General features: G+C 69.2%; 17 protein-coding genes. 10 read left to right on the plus strand and 7 right to left on the minus strand.

Annotated features, from left to right (window positions below; all coding sequences use genetic code 11):
• The first annotated feature begins 62 nt into the window (after positions 1-62).
• The 7 genes from ABH927_RS13410 to ABH927_RS13440 all read left to right on the plus strand — a co-directional run bounded on the left by ABH927_RS13410 (position 63) and on the right by ABH927_RS13440 (position 7,796).
• Positions 63-1,526: a sugar transferase gene (locus tag ABH927_RS13410; protein ID WP_370021350.1), complete on the plus strand. Its 1,464-nt coding sequence runs from the start codon at positions 63-65 to the stop codon at positions 1,524-1,526.
• On the plus strand, positions 1,527-2,393 hold the full coding sequence (locus ABH927_RS13415; RefSeq protein ID WP_370021352.1) for an inositol monophosphatase family protein: 867 nt from the start codon (positions 1,527-1,529) through the stop codon (positions 2,391-2,393). It abuts the gene before it with no gap.
• Positions 2,394-2,411: 18 nt separating this feature from the next.
• Positions 2,412-3,326: a sulfate adenylyltransferase subunit CysD gene (cysD, locus tag ABH927_RS13420; RefSeq protein WP_370021354.1), complete on the plus strand. Its 915-nt coding sequence runs from the start codon at positions 2,412-2,414 to the stop codon at positions 3,324-3,326.
• A gap of 52 nt (positions 3,327-3,378) precedes the next feature.
• Positions 3,379-4,641 carry a sulfate adenylyltransferase subunit CysN gene (gene cysN / locus ABH927_RS13425; protein ID WP_370021355.1) on the plus strand — a complete coding sequence of 421 codons (1,263 nt, stop codon included), beginning with the start codon at positions 3,379-3,381 and terminating at the stop codon, positions 4,639-4,641.
• 235 nt (positions 4,642-4,876) lie between these two features.
• Positions 4,877-5,794 (plus strand): sulfotransferase, encoded by a 918-nt coding sequence (locus tag ABH927_RS13430; RefSeq protein WP_370021356.1) that lies wholly within the window; start codon positions 4,877-4,879, stop codon positions 5,792-5,794.
• Positions 5,795-5,841: 47 nt separating this feature from the next.
• Complete coding sequence (locus ABH927_RS13435; protein ID WP_370021358.1) at positions 5,842-6,849, plus strand: glycosyltransferase; 1,008 nt, start codon at positions 5,842-5,844, stop codon at positions 6,847-6,849.
• Complete coding sequence (locus tag ABH927_RS13440; protein ID WP_370021359.1) at positions 6,849-7,796, plus strand: WecB/TagA/CpsF family glycosyltransferase; 948 nt, start codon at positions 6,849-6,851, stop codon at positions 7,794-7,796. The genes ABH927_RS13435 and ABH927_RS13440 overlap by 1 nt, the downstream gene beginning before the upstream one ends.
• Before the next feature lie 85 nt (positions 7,797-7,881).
• Here ABH927_RS13440 and ABH927_RS13445 read toward each other — a convergent pair whose 3' ends face one another.
• The 3 genes from ABH927_RS13445 to ABH927_RS13455 all read right to left on the minus strand — a co-directional run bounded on the left by ABH927_RS13445 (position 7,882) and on the right by ABH927_RS13455 (position 9,448).
• On the minus strand, positions 7,882-8,220 hold the full coding sequence (locus ABH927_RS13445) for an XRE family transcriptional regulator (RefSeq protein WP_370021360.1): 339 nt from the start codon (positions 8,218-8,220) through the stop codon (positions 7,882-7,884).
• Entirely contained in the window at positions 8,217-8,594 is a 378-nt protein-coding gene (locus tag ABH927_RS13450) for a type II toxin-antitoxin system RelE/ParE family toxin (RefSeq protein ID WP_370021362.1), read from the minus strand. The genes ABH927_RS13445 and ABH927_RS13450 overlap by 4 nt, the downstream gene beginning before the upstream one ends.
• Before the next feature lie 89 nt (positions 8,595-8,683).
• Entirely contained in the window at positions 8,684-9,448 is a 765-nt protein-coding gene (locus tag ABH927_RS13455) for a MerR family transcriptional regulator (RefSeq protein WP_370021363.1), read from the minus strand.
• A 266-nt stretch (positions 9,449-9,714) separates the two neighbouring features.
• Between ABH927_RS13455 and ABH927_RS13460 the strand changes: the two genes are divergently transcribed.
• Positions 9,715-10,731, plus strand: coding sequence for a Ca2+-dependent phosphoinositide-specific phospholipase C (locus tag ABH927_RS13460; RefSeq protein ID WP_370021364.1), 1,017 nt, complete (start codon positions 9,715-9,717; stop codon positions 10,729-10,731).
• An 85-nt stretch (positions 10,732-10,816) separates the two neighbouring features.
• Here ABH927_RS13460 and ABH927_RS13465 read toward each other — a convergent pair whose 3' ends face one another.
• Positions 10,817-11,497 (minus strand): NADPH-dependent F420 reductase, encoded by a 681-nt coding sequence (locus ABH927_RS13465; RefSeq protein ID WP_370021365.1) that lies wholly within the window; start codon positions 11,495-11,497, stop codon positions 10,817-10,819.
• A 308-nt stretch (positions 11,498-11,805) separates the two neighbouring features.
• Here ABH927_RS13465 and ABH927_RS13470 point away from each other — a divergent pair, with 308 nt between their 5' ends.
• Both ABH927_RS13470 and ABH927_RS13475 read left to right on the plus strand, forming a co-directional pair.
• On the plus strand, positions 11,806-12,378 hold the full coding sequence (locus ABH927_RS13470; protein WP_370021366.1) for a DUF6232 family protein: 573 nt from the start codon (positions 11,806-11,808) through the stop codon (positions 12,376-12,378).
• Between the two features lie 19 nt (positions 12,379-12,397).
• Positions 12,398-12,742, plus strand: a complete 345-nt coding sequence (locus tag ABH927_RS13475; protein ID WP_370021367.1) for a hypothetical protein — start codon at positions 12,398-12,400, stop codon at positions 12,740-12,742.
• A 61-nt stretch (positions 12,743-12,803) separates the two neighbouring features.
• On the opposite strand, the gene ABH927_RS13480 is transcribed toward ABH927_RS13475, so the two are convergent.
• The 3 genes from ABH927_RS13480 to ABH927_RS13490 all read right to left on the minus strand — a co-directional run bounded on the left by ABH927_RS13480 (position 12,804) and on the right by ABH927_RS13490 (position 14,835).
• On the minus strand, positions 12,804-13,649 hold the full coding sequence (locus ABH927_RS13480; protein ID WP_370021369.1) for a bifunctional 5,10-methylenetetrahydrofolate dehydrogenase/5,10-methenyltetrahydrofolate cyclohydrolase: 846 nt from the start codon (positions 13,647-13,649) through the stop codon (positions 12,804-12,806).
• Positions 13,646-14,266 (minus strand): cyclodeaminase/cyclohydrolase family protein, encoded by a 621-nt coding sequence (locus ABH927_RS13485; protein ID WP_370021370.1) that lies wholly within the window; start codon positions 14,264-14,266, stop codon positions 13,646-13,648. The genes ABH927_RS13480 and ABH927_RS13485 overlap by 4 nt, the downstream gene beginning before the upstream one ends.
• Before the next feature lie 179 nt (positions 14,267-14,445).
• On the minus strand, positions 14,446-14,835 hold the full coding sequence (locus ABH927_RS13490; RefSeq protein WP_370021372.1) for an ASCH domain-containing protein: 390 nt from the start codon (positions 14,833-14,835) through the stop codon (positions 14,446-14,448).
• Between the last annotated feature and the right edge of the window lie 42 nt (positions 14,836-14,877).

Here is a 14,877-nt window from a genome sequence, read left to right on the forward strand (position 1 = left end):
TGTCAGTGCCGACACGGCTACAACGTGAAGCGGCCGATGCTGCGACGAGCATGGAGGCGTGCGTGCTGGACGGCGAGGTGTCGGCGGTCGCCGTCGGCAGGTCGCGAGAGTCGCCCGCGCACCCGACCCCGCGGCCGCCACGCTGGGCTGCGCGATATCGCGTCCACGCGGCCGTCTGCGACATGGTTTGTGCCCTCCTCGCCGGGGTTGTCGCCATTTTCCTGCGGTTTGGCGACCTTACTCCGTATGTCATGCCGTACGTGGTGCTGAGCGGTGCTCTTCCGGTGCTCTGGGTGGGGGTGGTCGGTCTCAACCGGGCCTACGAGCCGCGGCTGATCGGCGTGGGATCCGAGGAGTTCCGCCGGATCGCGCAGTGCGGCTTCACCCTCATGGCGGGAGTCGCCATCGCGGCGTACGTGACCAAGACCGAGCTGGCCCGCGGCTACGTCGTGGTCGCGCTCCCGCTCGTGACCGTGTTCACGCTCTGCGCGCGGTACGGCCTGCGCCGCGGGTTACACGGGCGGCGGGCGCGGGGCGAGGACTGCATGCGCAGGGTCGTGGCGGTCGGCCATCCGGCCGGGATCGCCGAGCTGGCCGCCAGGTTCCGGCGGGAGCGCTACCACGGGATGGAGATCGTCGCCGCCTGCCTGCCGTACGACGCCTCGGGGGAGGAGGTCGAGGGGGTCCCGGTCCTGGGCGACTTCACCGACGTGCCGCTCGTCGTCGGCCAGGCGCGGGCGGACACCGTGGCGGTGCTCGCCTGTCCGGAGCTGGACGGCACGGCCCTGCGCAGGCTCGCCTGGCGGCTGGAGCGGACCCGCACGGACCTCGTGGTCGCTCCGGCCCTCATGGAGGTGGCGGGCCCCCGGACGACGATCCGGCCGGTCGCCGGGCTCCCGCTGCTGCACGTCGAGCACCCCGAGCTGGCGGGCGTCCGCCAGCTCATCAAGAACGTCTTCGACCGGCTCGTGGCCGGCGTCGCGCTCGTCCTGCTGTCGCCGGTGATGGCCGTGGTCGCGATGGCCGTACGGGCGTCGAGCCCCGGGCAGGCGCTGTTCCGGCAGACGCGGGTGGGGAAGGACGGCGTGGAGTTCACGATGCTGAAGTTCCGCACCATGCGGCAGGACGCGGAGGCCCGGAAGGTCGAGCTGGTCAGCGACGGCCACGGCGTGCTGTTCAAGATCCGCCAGGATCCCAGGGTCACGCCGCTGGGCAGCCGGCTGCGGCGGCACTCGCTCGACGAGCTTCCCCAGCTCATCAACGTGCTGCGGGGCCAGATGTCGCTCGTGGGGCCGCGTCCGCCGCTCCCCGAGGAGGTCGCGAGGTACGGCGACGACGTCCGCAGGAGACTCGTCGTCCGGCCGGGGATGACCGGCTTGTGGCAGGTCAACGGCCGGTCGGACCTGTCGTGGGAGGAATCGGTACGGTTGGACCTGCGTTATGTCGAGAACTGGTCTCTCATGCTGGATCTGCAGATCCTGTGGAAGACATGGTCTGCGGTGGCACGCGGGGCGGGAGCTTACTGAATGACGATACGGGACGACCATTCCCTCGCTGGGGACCTGGCCACGGAGGCGGGGGAGCGGCTGCTCGAGCTTCGCGCCCGATACGGCTTCGACGACCGTCAGGCGTTGAAGGACGCCGGTGACCGGGCGGCGCACCGCTTCCTGGTCGAAGCGCTGGAACGCCTCCGGCCGAGCGACGCCGTGCTGTCCGAGGAGGCCACCCGCGAGGAGCGGATGGACCCGAGGCGCCTGGCCGCCGAGAGAGTGTGGATCATCGACCCGCTCGACGGCACTCGCGAGTTCGGCGAGCCCGGCCGGTCCGACTGGGCGGTTCACGTCGCCCTGTGGGAGCGGGTGCCCGCGGAGCGCGGATCGCAGGGATCGCTGACGGATCCTGGATCGCTGACGGGGCCCGGGCCGGTTACGGAGCTTGGGCCGGTGACGGCCGGCGCGGCGCTGACGGCCGGTGCCGTGGCGCTCCCGGCGCAGGGCCGTACGCTCACGACCGCCAAGCCGCCCGTCCTCCCGGCGGGGCCGGGCGCGGGAGAGCGTTTCCGGATCGCGGTCAGCCGCAGCCGGCCGCCGGAGTTCGTGCAGAAGCTCGCCCACCTCGTCGGGGCCGACCTCGTGCCGATCGGCTCGGCCGGCGCCAAGATCTCCGCTGTGCTCACCGGCGAGGTCGAGGCGTACGTCCACGCGGGCGGCCAGTACGAGTGGGACTCGGCCGCACCGGTCGCCGTCGCGCTCGCGGCGGGGGCCCACGCCAGCCGGATCGACGGCACGCCGCTGACCTACAACCAGGCGGACCCCTCGTTGCCGGATATCCTTGTCTCCCTACCGGATCTGGCGCCAACGTTGCTCGCCGGGATCCGTGACCTGCACCGCTAGTCTCCCGAAGGAAGCCCAATGCTTCAGCGTGACTACACCACGTCACAGCTCGACGTGCTGGAAGCCGAGGCGATCCACATCATGCGTGAGGTCGCGGCCGAGTTCGAGCGCCCCTGTCTGCTCTTCTCCGGCGGCAAGGACTCGATCGTCATGCTGCGCGTCGCCGAGAAGGCGTTCTGGCCGGCGCCGATCCCGTTCCCTCTGATGCACGTGGACACCGGTCACAACTTCTCCGAGGTCATCGACTACCGGGACCGCCGGGTCGCCGAGCTGAACGCCCGGCTCGTCGTGGCGTCGGTCCAGGCGTCCATCGACGCCGGACGAGTCGTCGAGGACACCGGGCGGCGGGCCTCCCGCAACCGGCTCCAGACGACCACGCTGCTCGACGCGATCGAGGAGAACGAGTACGACGCGGTCTTCGGCGGGGGCCGGCGCGACGAGGAGAAGGCGCGGGCCAAGGAGCGGGTGTTCTCCTTCCGCGACGACTTCGGCCAGTGGGACCCGAAGAACCAGCGGCCCGAGCTGTGGAACCTCTACAACACGCGGATCCGCAAGGGCGAGCACATCCGGGTGTTCCCCCTGTCCAACTGGACCGAGCTGGACATCTGGCACTACATCCGGCGCGAGAACATCGAGATCCCGTCGATCTACTTCTCGCACACCCGCAAGGTCTTCGAGCGGGACGGCATGCTGCTGGCCGACGACGAGGTGGTGCAGCGCGGCGAGGACGAGCCCGTCTTCAAGGCCGTCGTCCGCTACCGGACCGTGGGCGACATGACCTGCACGGGAGCGGTGGTGTCCGCCGCCACGACCGTAGAGGAGATCATCGAGGAGATCGCCGCCACCCGGATCACCGAGCGCGGGGCCACCCGCGCCGACGACCGGGCCTCCGAGGCCGCCATGGAAGACCGCAAGAAGGAAGGCTACTTCTGATGCGCGGCCGTACGAGGTCTGGGGACGCTGGAGACTCTGGGGAGCGGGAGTAATGGACATCCTTCGTTTCGCCACCGCGGGAAGCGTGGACGACGGCAAGTCGACGCTGATCGGGCGGCTGCTCTTCGACTCCAAGGCGATCTTCGAGGACCAGCTCGAAGCGGTCGAGCGCACCTCGCGCGACCGGGGCACGGAGTACACCGACCTGTCGCTGCTGACCGACGGCCTGCGGGCCGAGCGTGAGCAGGGCATCACGATCGACGTGGCGTACCGCTATTTCGCGACGCCGAAGCGCAAGTTCATCATCGCCGACACGCCCGGCCACATCCAGTACACGCGGAACATGGTCACCGGCGCCTCCACCGCCGACCTGGCGATCATCCTGATCGACGCGCGTAAGGGCGTGCTGGAGCAGTCGCGGCGGCACGCGTTCCTCACGACGCTGCTCCGGGTCCCGCACCTCGTGCTGGCGGTCAACAAGATGGACCTCGTCGACTATTCGGAGGCGCGGTTCGAGGAGATCCGTGAGGAGTTCACCGCCTTCGCGTCGAAGCTGAACGCGAGCGACCTCACGTTCATCCCGATCTCGGCGCTGCACGGCGACAACGTGGTCTCCCGGTCGGAGAACATGCCGTGGTACGAAGGCTCGTCGCTCCTCCACCATCTGGAGCACGTGCACATCGCCTCCGACCGGAACCTGGTGGATGTCCGGTTCCCCGTGCAGTACGTCATCCGGCCGCACAGCGCGACCAGCCAGGAGCTCCACGACTACCGGGGATACGCCGGCCAGGTCGCCGGGGGCATCCTCAAGCCCGGTGACGAGGTGATGCACCTGCCGTCGGGCCTGACCACGAGGATCTCGGGGATCGACACGTTCGACGGCAAGGTCGATGAGGCGTTCCCGCCCATGTCGGTCACCCTCCGGCTGGAGGACGACATCGACATCTCGCGCGGGGACATGATCTGCCGCCCGCACAACCAGCCGCACGTCGCGCAGGAGATCGACGCGATGGTCTGCTGGATGGCCGACGGAGTGAAGCTCCAGCCGCGCTCCAAGCTCGTCATCAAGCACACGACGAGGACGGCACGGGCCCTCGTGAGGGACCTGCACTACCGGCTCGACGTCAACACCCTCCATCGTGACGAGTCGGCGACGGCGCTGGGCCTCAACGAGATCGGCCGGGTGTCGCTGCGGACGACCCAGCCGCTCTTCGTGGACGACTACGCCAGAAACCGCCTCACCGGCGGCTTCATCCTCATCGACGAGGCCACGAACGGCACCGTGGCGGCCGGCATGATCGTCGACGCCCACTGACGCGGTCTCCCCGGCGGACCGGCCCTTTCGCCGGTCCGCCGGGCGGACGAGGCTTTGGGCGGGGTTCACTGCGCGGCGGAGTCGTCCGCAGGGGTGCTCGTGCGGTCGCGTGCCGCGATGGCCAAGTCGAACCTGGACGGTAGCCGTCGCCGGGTAGATCTTTAGGGATCGTCACGTGTGTAATTACACTGCGCGCTAGGGTCGCCACGTTCCGTATCCGCAAGGTGGAGGGCGCGTGGCCGTGGCCGACTCTCAGCCGGTGATCTTCGTGGGCGGGCTGGGTCGCAGCGGCAGCACGCTGTTGGAACGCCTGCTCGGCGAGATCCCCGGTGTCGTCCCGCTCGGGGAGGTCGTCCACCTCTGGGCGCGCGGTGTCCTCGCCAACGAGCCCTGCGGCTGCGGGCAGCTCTTCGCTGAGTGCCCCTTCTGGGGGAAGGTGGGCGCCCGGGCCTTCGGCCGCTGGCGGGAGACCCAGGCCCACTGGCTGCTGCGTCTCCGCACCCAGGTCGACCGTACCCGCCGGATCCCGGGGTTCGCCTGCGGACTGCTCACCCGCGAGGCCGAGATGGCCGAATACGTGTCGGCCTACTCCCGGATCTACGGCGCCGCGGCCGAGGTCGCGAACGCCCGAGCCGTGATCGACAGCAGCAAGCACGCCTCCCTGGCGTACTGTCTGTCCGCGATCACCGATGTGCGGGTCGTCCATGTCGTCCGCGACCCCCGGGCGGTCGCGGCCTCCTGGCGGCGGAAGGTGCGGCGGCCCGAAGACGGGCAGCCCATGACTCGCTGGGCGCCCGCCAGGACGGCCGTCCACTGGCTGGCGCAGAACCTCGCTTTGGAGGTCCTCCGCTGCCGTGGCGTCCGGGTCGTGCGCGTCCACTACGAGGACCTCCTCGACGAGCCCGTCAAAACGATGACGAAGTTGGCGGCCAAGCTCGATCTGCCGTCCTCCGCGGAAGCGATTTCCTTCCTCGACGACCGGCAGGCGCGGCTCGGTGTCGCGCACACGGTGTCCGGCAACCCCATGCGGTTCGCCGTCGGCCGGATCGAGTTCCGCGACCGCCACACTGCGCTGCCCATGGCCCAACGCTGGCTGGTCACCGCGCTCACCTGGCCCCTTCTCCTCCTGTACGGCTACCGCCTCACGTACTGACTCGCCTACCGATCGGAGCTTCCGCGTTGAACCCGTCCGTGGGGGTCGTGATCCCCACCCGAGGTGACCGGCCCGGCCCTCTCGCCGCCGCGGTGTCAGCCGTACTGAACCAGTCCCACAGCCGCCCACCCGAGGTCGTCGTGGTCGTCGACGCCGCCGACGGCGAGGCAGCCGAGCCCGGGGCGGCGGGAAGGGTGCCTGCGGTGGCTTGGCCGTACACCATGGGCGTGGACCGGGCGGCCATGAGCGTGGACCGGGCGGCCATGGGCGAGGACCGGGTGGCCATGGTGGCCGAGCAGTTGGCGGACGTTGTGGCGGCGTTTCGCGGCAGCGTCCGGGTCCTCCGGAACGGCCGGAGCCCCGGCCTGCCCGGAGCCAGGAACACCGGCCTCGCGGCCCTGAGCACGGATCTGGTGGCCTTCTGCGACGACGATGACGTATGGCTGCCGGGCAAGCTCGCCGCTCAGCTCGCGGCGCTCGCGGCGGAACCGGAGGCCCACTTCGCGAGCTGCGCGATCGAGGTCGAGTACGGCTCCCGCCGCGTGGCCCGCCTCGCCGGCACGGACCGGGTCACCCGCGAGCACCTCACCCGGTCGCGGATGATGATGGTCCACTCGTCGACGTTCCTGCTCAGGCGGGGCTCGATCTGGGTGGACGAGAGCGCCCCGGGTGGCCAGAACGAGGACTGGGACCTCGCGCTCCGTGCCGCCGGGCGGCACCCGATCCTCCACGTCGACCGGCCCCTCGTGCGGGTCCGCTGGGGCGCGTCCGGCTACGTCACCAAGTGGGCCGACCGGATCGCCGGCCTCGAATGGATGCTGGCCCGGCATCCCGAGCTCACGACAGACCGGCGCGGCGCCGCCCGGATCTACGGCCAGCTCGCCTTCAGCCATGCTGCTCTTGGCCGGCGCAGGGAGACGGCCCGGTGGGCGTTGCGTACCTTCGCGACCCGCCGCGGAGAACCCCGCACAGCCCTGGCACTGGCCGTGGCGGCTCGTCTGGTCTCCCCGAGCGCGGTCCTCCACATCCTCAACGCTCACGGCCACGGCATCTGATGGCCCGAGATCTGCTGCTGCCCCAAGAGCCGCCCGCCGTCCCGCTCGTAGCGGCGAAGGGCAGGCCGGGCCGTGCGGGAGGTGCCGCGCCGCAGGAGGTGGCGACGGGCGTGTCAGAGGGCGCGGCCAACGGCATGGCGAGTCGATGCGGGGCAGTCCGCGGGGCGGCGCGGGTCGCGGTCGCCGGGGTGGAACTCGACGCCCTGACGGAGGCGGAGGTCGTGGAGCACGTCGTCGAGGCGTTGCATCACGGTCGCGGCGGGCACATCGTCACCCCGAACGTCGACATCTGCCGGGCCATCTCACGCGACGCGGAGCTGCGCGACCTGGTCGCCAGCGCGGATCTCGCCGTGGCGGACGGCATGCCGCTGGTCTGGGCGGCCCGCCTCCTGGGCGACCCGCTGCCGGCAAGGGTCACCGGAGCCGACCTGATCTGGTCGCTCTCTGAGGCGGCGGCCTCCCACGGCTTCCCGATCTATCTGCTCGGCGGGCCTCCCGGAGTGCCGGACACCGCGTCCGCCGTCCTCCGGAAGAGTTGTCCGCAGCTCGTCGTCGCAGGGGTGAACGCTCCGCCGTACGGGTTCGACGCCTGTGCGGAAGAGCTGGCGGAGGTGAGGAAGAAGCTCGTCGACGCCGGGCCGCTGCTGGTTTTCGTCGGGCTGGGCTTCCCGAAGCAGGACCGGCTGATCGCCGCCGCCCGGGCCGACCTGCCCGGGGCGTGGTTCGTCGGCTGCGGCTCCGCGATCGCCTTCGCGGCCGGCTCGGTACGGCGAGCGCCCGCGTGGATGGGCGATCACGGCCTGGAGTGGCTGTTCCGCCTGCTGAGCGAGCCAGGCAGGCTGGCCCGCCGCTACCTCATCGACGACCTCCCCTTCGCCCTGCGCCTGCTCACCCGCTGCCTGCTCCGCCACAACAGGGGAGTCGCGAAGGCTCGGAAAACTGCCTAGTGCTTAGCGGTGGTGACGCCTATCCAAACGCCAGTTGATTGAGGAGATCCGGTCCTCATCCGGCAAGCCCATCCCTGATGAGGAATCAGGCAACGGTGTACTCGGTGTCACCGAAGTCCGCCACCACACGGAGCCGACCGCCCAGTGCTTCCACATATGACCGAAGTGTGGACACCTCGACCCGGTCGATCTCGCCATGTTCGATCGCCGAGACTCGGGGCCCGGACACGCCCATCGCGGCGGCGATGTCCTTCTGCGTCAGGGCCTGGTCCCGGCGGATCTCCGCCAGGCGATGTGCGCGGGCCTCGGCGGTAAGGCGATCAATCGCCGTTTGCTTGTCTCGCTCAGAGCGCACCGGCAGGCCTGCGGCTTCTCGCCCCCGGCGAGCCTGTTCTTTGACCTCATTCCATCCGACCGTGCTCATTCGTACATCCTCGTGTCGATCTCCGCCAAATGCTCTATGTAGCGCTTCTCAGCTATTGGAATGTTCGCGTCGTACCATCGGTTCCAGTTCCCCGCCTTATCGCCGGCCACCAGCAGCACGGCCCGCCGCACAGGGTCAAACGCGAACAGAATTCTGATCTCGCTGCTACCCGAGGAGCCGGGTCGCAGTTCCTTCAGATGGTGATGGTCCGAGCCTTTGATCCGGTCGACCAGTGGCCGACCCAGGGTTGGGCCCATCCTTGCGAGCACGTCGATCGCATCTTCGACTCGATCGGCGCTTTCCCAATCGGTCTCCGACAAGTACTGGAACCATTCGGCAACCTCTGCCACCAAGATGACCTGCCAGTCCGTCACGCTTCGAGGTTAACGCCAAGGTTAACTCATTCGCTCGGGATTCGGCCAACACGGTGGCCTTGCTGGATCGTTCCTCTGGCCATGGTGTGTCAGCGGGCTTGCCGGGCGCGCTCGATGTAGGCGACGAGGCTGACCATTTGGTTAGCGGGCCACGGTAGGCGTTGGCTCAGCTCTGTGCTGTTCTCCTGCCACATCGTCTTGGCGGCGGCCTTTACCCGCTCGTCCCCGCCGTGGAAGAGGTCTCCCAGCGCGTCCCAGCGTTCGACCAGGGCCTGAACCCGCGGGTCCTCGACGGGCGTGTCCCCCTGCACGTGTCGCAGCAGTTCCCCGACGAGTCCGGCCCATTCGGTCTTGGCGTTGTCGACCGCCTCTGGGCCGAGTACGGCTCGGCGCTCGGCCAGGCGGTCCCGCTGGTCCTGTGTGAAGTGGGTCTCGAACACCGACATCATCTCCAAGGTCGTCATGAACTGATCCGGATCGGGCATCGACGAGCCGTCAATCTGGTCCAGCAGCCCGTGAAGCCGCTGCGTGAGCTGCCGGACCCGCTGGGCGTGCTCCGCCACATCGCGGAGCTGAGCGGCGAGCAGATCCCGCATCGTCGCCAGATCGTCAGCGGAGTAGGCGAGCAGCTTTGCGATCTCCTCCAGCGAGAGCCCGAGCCCGCGCAGCGCCCGGACTCGGTACAGCCGCCGGACGTCCTCCTTGGTGTAGCGGCGGTGCCCCGACGAGGTCCGCTCGCTCGCCGTAAGCAGGCCGATCTGGTCGTAGTGGCGCAGGGTCCGCACGGTCAGCCCGGTCGCGTGCGCCAGCTCTCCGATGCTCCACCGGCGTCCGGTGTCGTCGCTCCCGATCACGCCGCCAACGCTAGAACCTGACGTCGCGTCCGGTTCAAGCCCGCTGTGCATGGATGCCGGCCAGGCCGGATGAACCGGCTTCCGGGCGAGGGCTTACAGGGGTACGGAGATCCGTCTCATGTTCGGCTGTCATTGAAGTGCCGTTCACCGGCGGGGACGGCCAGGAAACGCACACTTACTGTGTGGCGGTTGATCGAAGCAAGCGCTTTGTCAAGCCGCCGCACAGCAGCGCAGCAGTGGTCCCCTCAACCCCCCCGGAGGCCTTTGTGCGTTTCCCCCCATTCCCCCGCATCTCCCGCTTCCGTCGCCTCGCCATGCTCGCCGGGCTGGTCACGGCCATGGCCTTGGCGACCGGCGTCAGCCCCGTGCAGGCCGGCACTCCCACGCTGACCGACTACTTCTACGGCGGCGTCCACAACGCGTACGACAGGGCGGCCTACCCGTACCTCATCGACGCCCTCGACGCGGGCGACCGCATGATCGAGATCGACATGTGGACCTTCTTCGGGCAGTGGACGGTCAGCCACTCCAACCCGTTCGGCAACGACAACAACTGCGAGCAGGGCGCGACCATCGGCCAGTTGCGCGACTCGGCGCGCAGCAAGCCGCTGACCGACTGCCTGGACAACATCAAGGCCTGGCATGACGCCCACCCGGACCACGAGCTGCTGATCATCAAGCTGGAGATGAAGGACGGCTTCCACGACAACCGCGGCAAGGGGCCCGACGAGCTCGACACGGTGCTCCGTACCCGCTTCGGCAGCGCGATGATCACGCCCGCTGCTCTGATGAACGGCTGGGCCACTCCGGACGAAGGCGCCAAGGCGCACGCCTGGCCGACCCAGCTCCGCGGCAAGATCATGGCGTACGTCATCAGGGGAACCGCGGAGAACGACAGCCTGCCCACCGAGGTCGAGTACGCCCAGCACCTGCGCGCGCATCCGGCGGACGCGCAGGTCTTCCCGGTCCCCAACACGGCGTACGGCACGACCGATCCGAGGCAGGGCTACGACGCGTCCCTGCGCCCGTGGTTCGTGGTCTTCGACGGCAGCGCGACAGGCTTCGCCGGGCTGTCCGCTCAGCAGCGGACGTTCTACCGCGACTACTTCACCACCGTCACAGACGCCCACAGCGTCTCGCCGACGCTGGACACCTACAACCCGACCCCGGAGCAGGCTCTGACCCGCACCAGGCTGCTCGGCTGCCTCGGCGCCACCGTCATCTCGAGCGACTGGCGGCACGTGCCCGGCTGGCAGGGCCCCCACGACCGGAGCACCTGCTAACCCGCGCTCCTGTTAACCCCGCGCTCTGTTAACCCCGCTCTCGCAGGGCCCGGCCGCGCGGCCGGGCCCTGGACGCGGTAGGGGGTCAGCGACTGGCGGCGGCAAGGGCCTCCCGGAGCACCGCGGCGTCGGCCTGCACTCCCGGTGTCTCCCAGACTTTCTCGTCGCCCCCCGAATAGATCAAGCCGTACGCGGGCGTCCCCGGCTGAAAGCGCCATCCCTCGGCCAGCGTCCCCGCGTCGACTGCGTCGTAGCCGATTCGGTCGAGGAAGGCCGTCACCTCGTCCTTCGCCCCCGCGTCGTCGCCCGCGATCGCGAGCGCACTGCGGTCCGCCGCGCCGGACGGCCGGGCGAGCTCCCGCAGATGCTCGAAGTAGATGTTGTTGAAGAGCTTGACGACCTTGGACGACGGCAGATGGCGCTGCAGCAGCTCGCTGGACGTGGTCGATTCGTCGTCCAGCTCGGGGAAGTTCCCATCCCGCTGGGAGTAGTAGTTGTTGGTGTCGATCACGGGCTTGCCGGAGAGCGGCTCCACGGGAACGTCGCGATAGGCCCGCAGCGGAATGCTCACGACCACCAGGTCGCCGGCCGCCGCGGCGCCGGCGGAGGTCGCCGCACGGGCCCTCGGCCCGAGCTCGTCGACCAGCTCCCGCAATGTCTCCGGACCGCGCGAGTTGCTCAGCACCACGTCATAGCCGGCCGCCACGGCGAGCCGGGCCACTGTGCCGCCGATGTTTCCGCTACCGATGAATCCCACAGTCGTCATGCGCGTTCCCAACTTTCGATCCGCACCCGGTATTCCCTATCGGCTCAAATGGGTTTCCGGCCGCGCCCGCCAGACCCCTGCCTCATCATCGTGGCACCCGTCACCTGGAGACCGCAGTGAGGGCCTCGACTCGGGCGATGTCGTCGGGAGACAGAACCGCCGATCATTCTGGTGAGCATTAAGTAGGGGGGTACTCTCCCGCGCCGCCTGGATCGGGCGTGACCATGAAGTCGATCTCTCGGGAACATCCCTGTCGCACGGTCAGCCCAGGACGACCCATGTCCCGGGCAGCCGAAGGTGAGGACGGCATGGCGAAGGAACAGGTCGGCGAAATTCGCATCAGCAAGCGGATCGTCCGGATCGGGCACGAGGTCTACCCGCTCGCGAACATCTCCCGGGTGCAGACCCTGCGGGTGGTCTGGGGCGGCAAGCTGTCGACGTTCTACCCGCTCCGGGAGATCGCCTTCCTCGTCGTGGTGGTCGGGGCGATCATCGCGGCGGCCGTGGTGGTCGTGCCCGAGCTCGATATCAACGCCGATTTCAACGTCGAGGAGGCGGCGCGGCAGTTCGCCACCGTCGCCGCCATCCTGGCCGCGATCCGGGTGACGTACCTGCTGTTCGTGCTGCTCTACCGGCTGCTGATCAGGCGGACGCGGTACGCGCTGGTCATCGAGACGGCGGGCACCCAGTTCGCCGCGCTGTCCGGCACCGCTCAGGACGAGATCCACCGGATCGAGGGCGAGATCGTCAGCGCCATCGAGGACCCGCCTTCGCACGAGCGGGTTCTGCACGTCAGCGGGGATCTCGTGATCGGCGAGAAGATCGGCAGGGACAAGTACGAGCAGGGCGGAACCGGCAACCGTATGACCTTGAACAAATAGTCGTAGGAGGGGTGGTCCCATGGCGGACTACGTGTTCGGAAACAAGGTCGGGCGTGACAGCTACACGCAGAGCGGCACCAACAACACCTTCACCGTCAACAACTCGGACGGGGTCTCCCGCGCCGAGGTGGACGCCGCCGTCGCGGAGTTGCGCGCCTTCGTCGCCCAGCTGACCCGTGACGGTGCGGTCGCCGCGGACGGGAGCGTCACCGATCCCGGTGCGGTCGTCGCCGCCGTGGAGTCCCAGCCGGGCCGATTGAAGGCGCTCGGCAGCGCGATCGCCGGCGGCGCCAAGGACGCCGTCCTGTCAGTGGTGAAGGACGGCGTGGCCGCCCTGATCGTCGCCTTAGTCGGCCGCATGTGAGCAGGCCGTCAGCCATTAGAGCTCGTCGACCTGCTTGACGAAGTCGTGCAGCGTGGCGTGGTCAGCGGATCGAGGCGGCCTGCACGGTGTGTTGCAGCAGCAGTGCGGTGGTCACCGGACCGACGCCGCCAGGCACGGGTGTCAGTGCTCCGGCCTTCTCGGTGACTGAGGCGGCGTCGACGTCACCGACCAGACCACCTTCGGCGGTGGGGTTGGTGCCCACGTCGACCACCACCGCTCCAGGCCTGATGTGCTCGGCAGTGATCAGCCCGGCCCGGCCGACCGCGGCCACCACCACGTCGGCGTTGGACGTGACGGCGGCCAGGTCCTTGGTCCGCGAATGGCACACGGTGACGGTCGCGTTCTTGTCCAGCAACAGGTGGGCGGCGGGCTTGCCGACCACGGTCGACCGGCCCACCACCGCGACGCGGCGACCGGTCAGCTCGATCTGGTAGTGGTCCAGGATCGCTATCACCGCCTCTGCGGTCGCCGGCGCGAAGGCCGGGAGGCCCGCGGCCAGGCGGCCCAGGGATAGCGGATTGGCGCCGTCGATGTCCTTCTCGAACGCGATGGCGCCGGCCAGGTCCTCCGGCTTGGCCCCGTGCGGCAGCGGCGTCTGGAGGATGACGCCGTGGACGGTCTCGTCGATGGACAGCGAGGCCAGCTTGTGGCGGATGTCGGCGGGGGCAGCGTCCGCGCCAAGATCGACGATGTCGCAGGTTATCCCGACCTTCACGGCAGCATTGGCGATCGACCGGACATACCAGGCACTGGACTCGTCCGCCGTCGCGACGACGACCGCCAGCTTGGGCGGCCTCCCGGCCGCCGTCAGTTCGGCGGCCTTGGCGGCGGTCTCGGCGCGGATCGCGGCGGCGAGTTCCTTGCCGGACAGGATGGAGGCACTCATTTGCCGATCTCCTCGCGGACGGCGGCTGTGATGCGCTCGGCGCGGGCGACGATGTCGTCGACCTTGGCGACCTCGGTCGCCAGTTCGGCACGGGCCTGCTCATCCTTGATGCCGCCGAGGTTGATCTCGACGTTCACTCGGGCGGTGGTCGCCGCAGCCCGCGCGGCCTCGGTGGCGGCGGCGATGTCGGTGATGACGTTGCGGTTGCCGATGGGCAGCAGTTCCTCGGCCAACTCGACGGCCAGCTGGGCGACGGTGATGACCTCGGCAGGAGGCTTGCCCGCACCGATCAGCGCCTTCGCGATGGCAGCCGAGCGGGCAGCCTTGGCGGCCTCGGTGTCCTTGGGAAGCTTGTAGGCGTCCGTGACCGCGGTGAACGCCGCCGCATCGTCCTCCGCCAGCCGTAGAGCGGTAAACCGCAACTCGTCGGTCTTGATGATGATCCGCTCAATACTCAGCGTGTGCTCGGCGTACCTCTCCCCAGTGCTGTATCGAGCGACCATTCCGAGCAGAGCCGCGGCCTGCGCGGCATGCAGTGCCGCCACCGCACCGCCGCCAGGGGCCGGCACCCGGTCGGCGAGCCGGGTCAGGAAATCACTGATCTTCTCGTCGCGCATGAGCGCTCGTCCTTCGGTCGGTTAGGTCGCAGCGCGGTCACAAAGATCCTCCCACGGCCCAACGTTCGCCCGTATCCGGGCCCGCGGCGCCGACCGGACGCAGGTCAGGGGTTCCATAGCCCCCGCGGCCTCCCGAGAGCGGCAAGTTCGCTCCGCGACTTCAACCCAGCCGGCCGTGCTCATCCGTCCGTCCTCGTGTCTATGGGCGGGGCCAGGAGTTCGATCTCGATGGCCAGGACGCCCAAGGCTTCCTTCTCCGGGCCGTAGATCCGGCGAATGTCGGCGAGTTGCTGCTCGAGAGGGCTGTCTGGGTTGACGTTCGCAGGCCCCTCGCTATCCAGCATGTCCTCGAAGGAGGCATACCTAGCCACGCGCTTGACCCGCGTGAGGGCGTCGTCGCGGCCGCACACGAACCGGATGTGATCCCCAGCCTTCAAGCTCCGCAGGTTCGGGTACTGGACGCGGACCTCGATGGTCTTGCGGCCGGCGGCGACAAGGTCGAAGTAGCCGCGGTAGAGGTTCATCTCCCGGGCGCGCACGCCCGTGGTGGTGGCGGGCCTGTTGGTCATGATCCGGTCCAGTTCATGGGTGGTGTAGCTGCGTAGAAGTGC

It is taken from the genome of Planotetraspora sp. GP83 (assembly GCF_041262585.1).
GTDB lineage: Bacteria > Actinomycetota > Actinomycetes > Streptosporangiales > Streptosporangiaceae > JAOEGB01.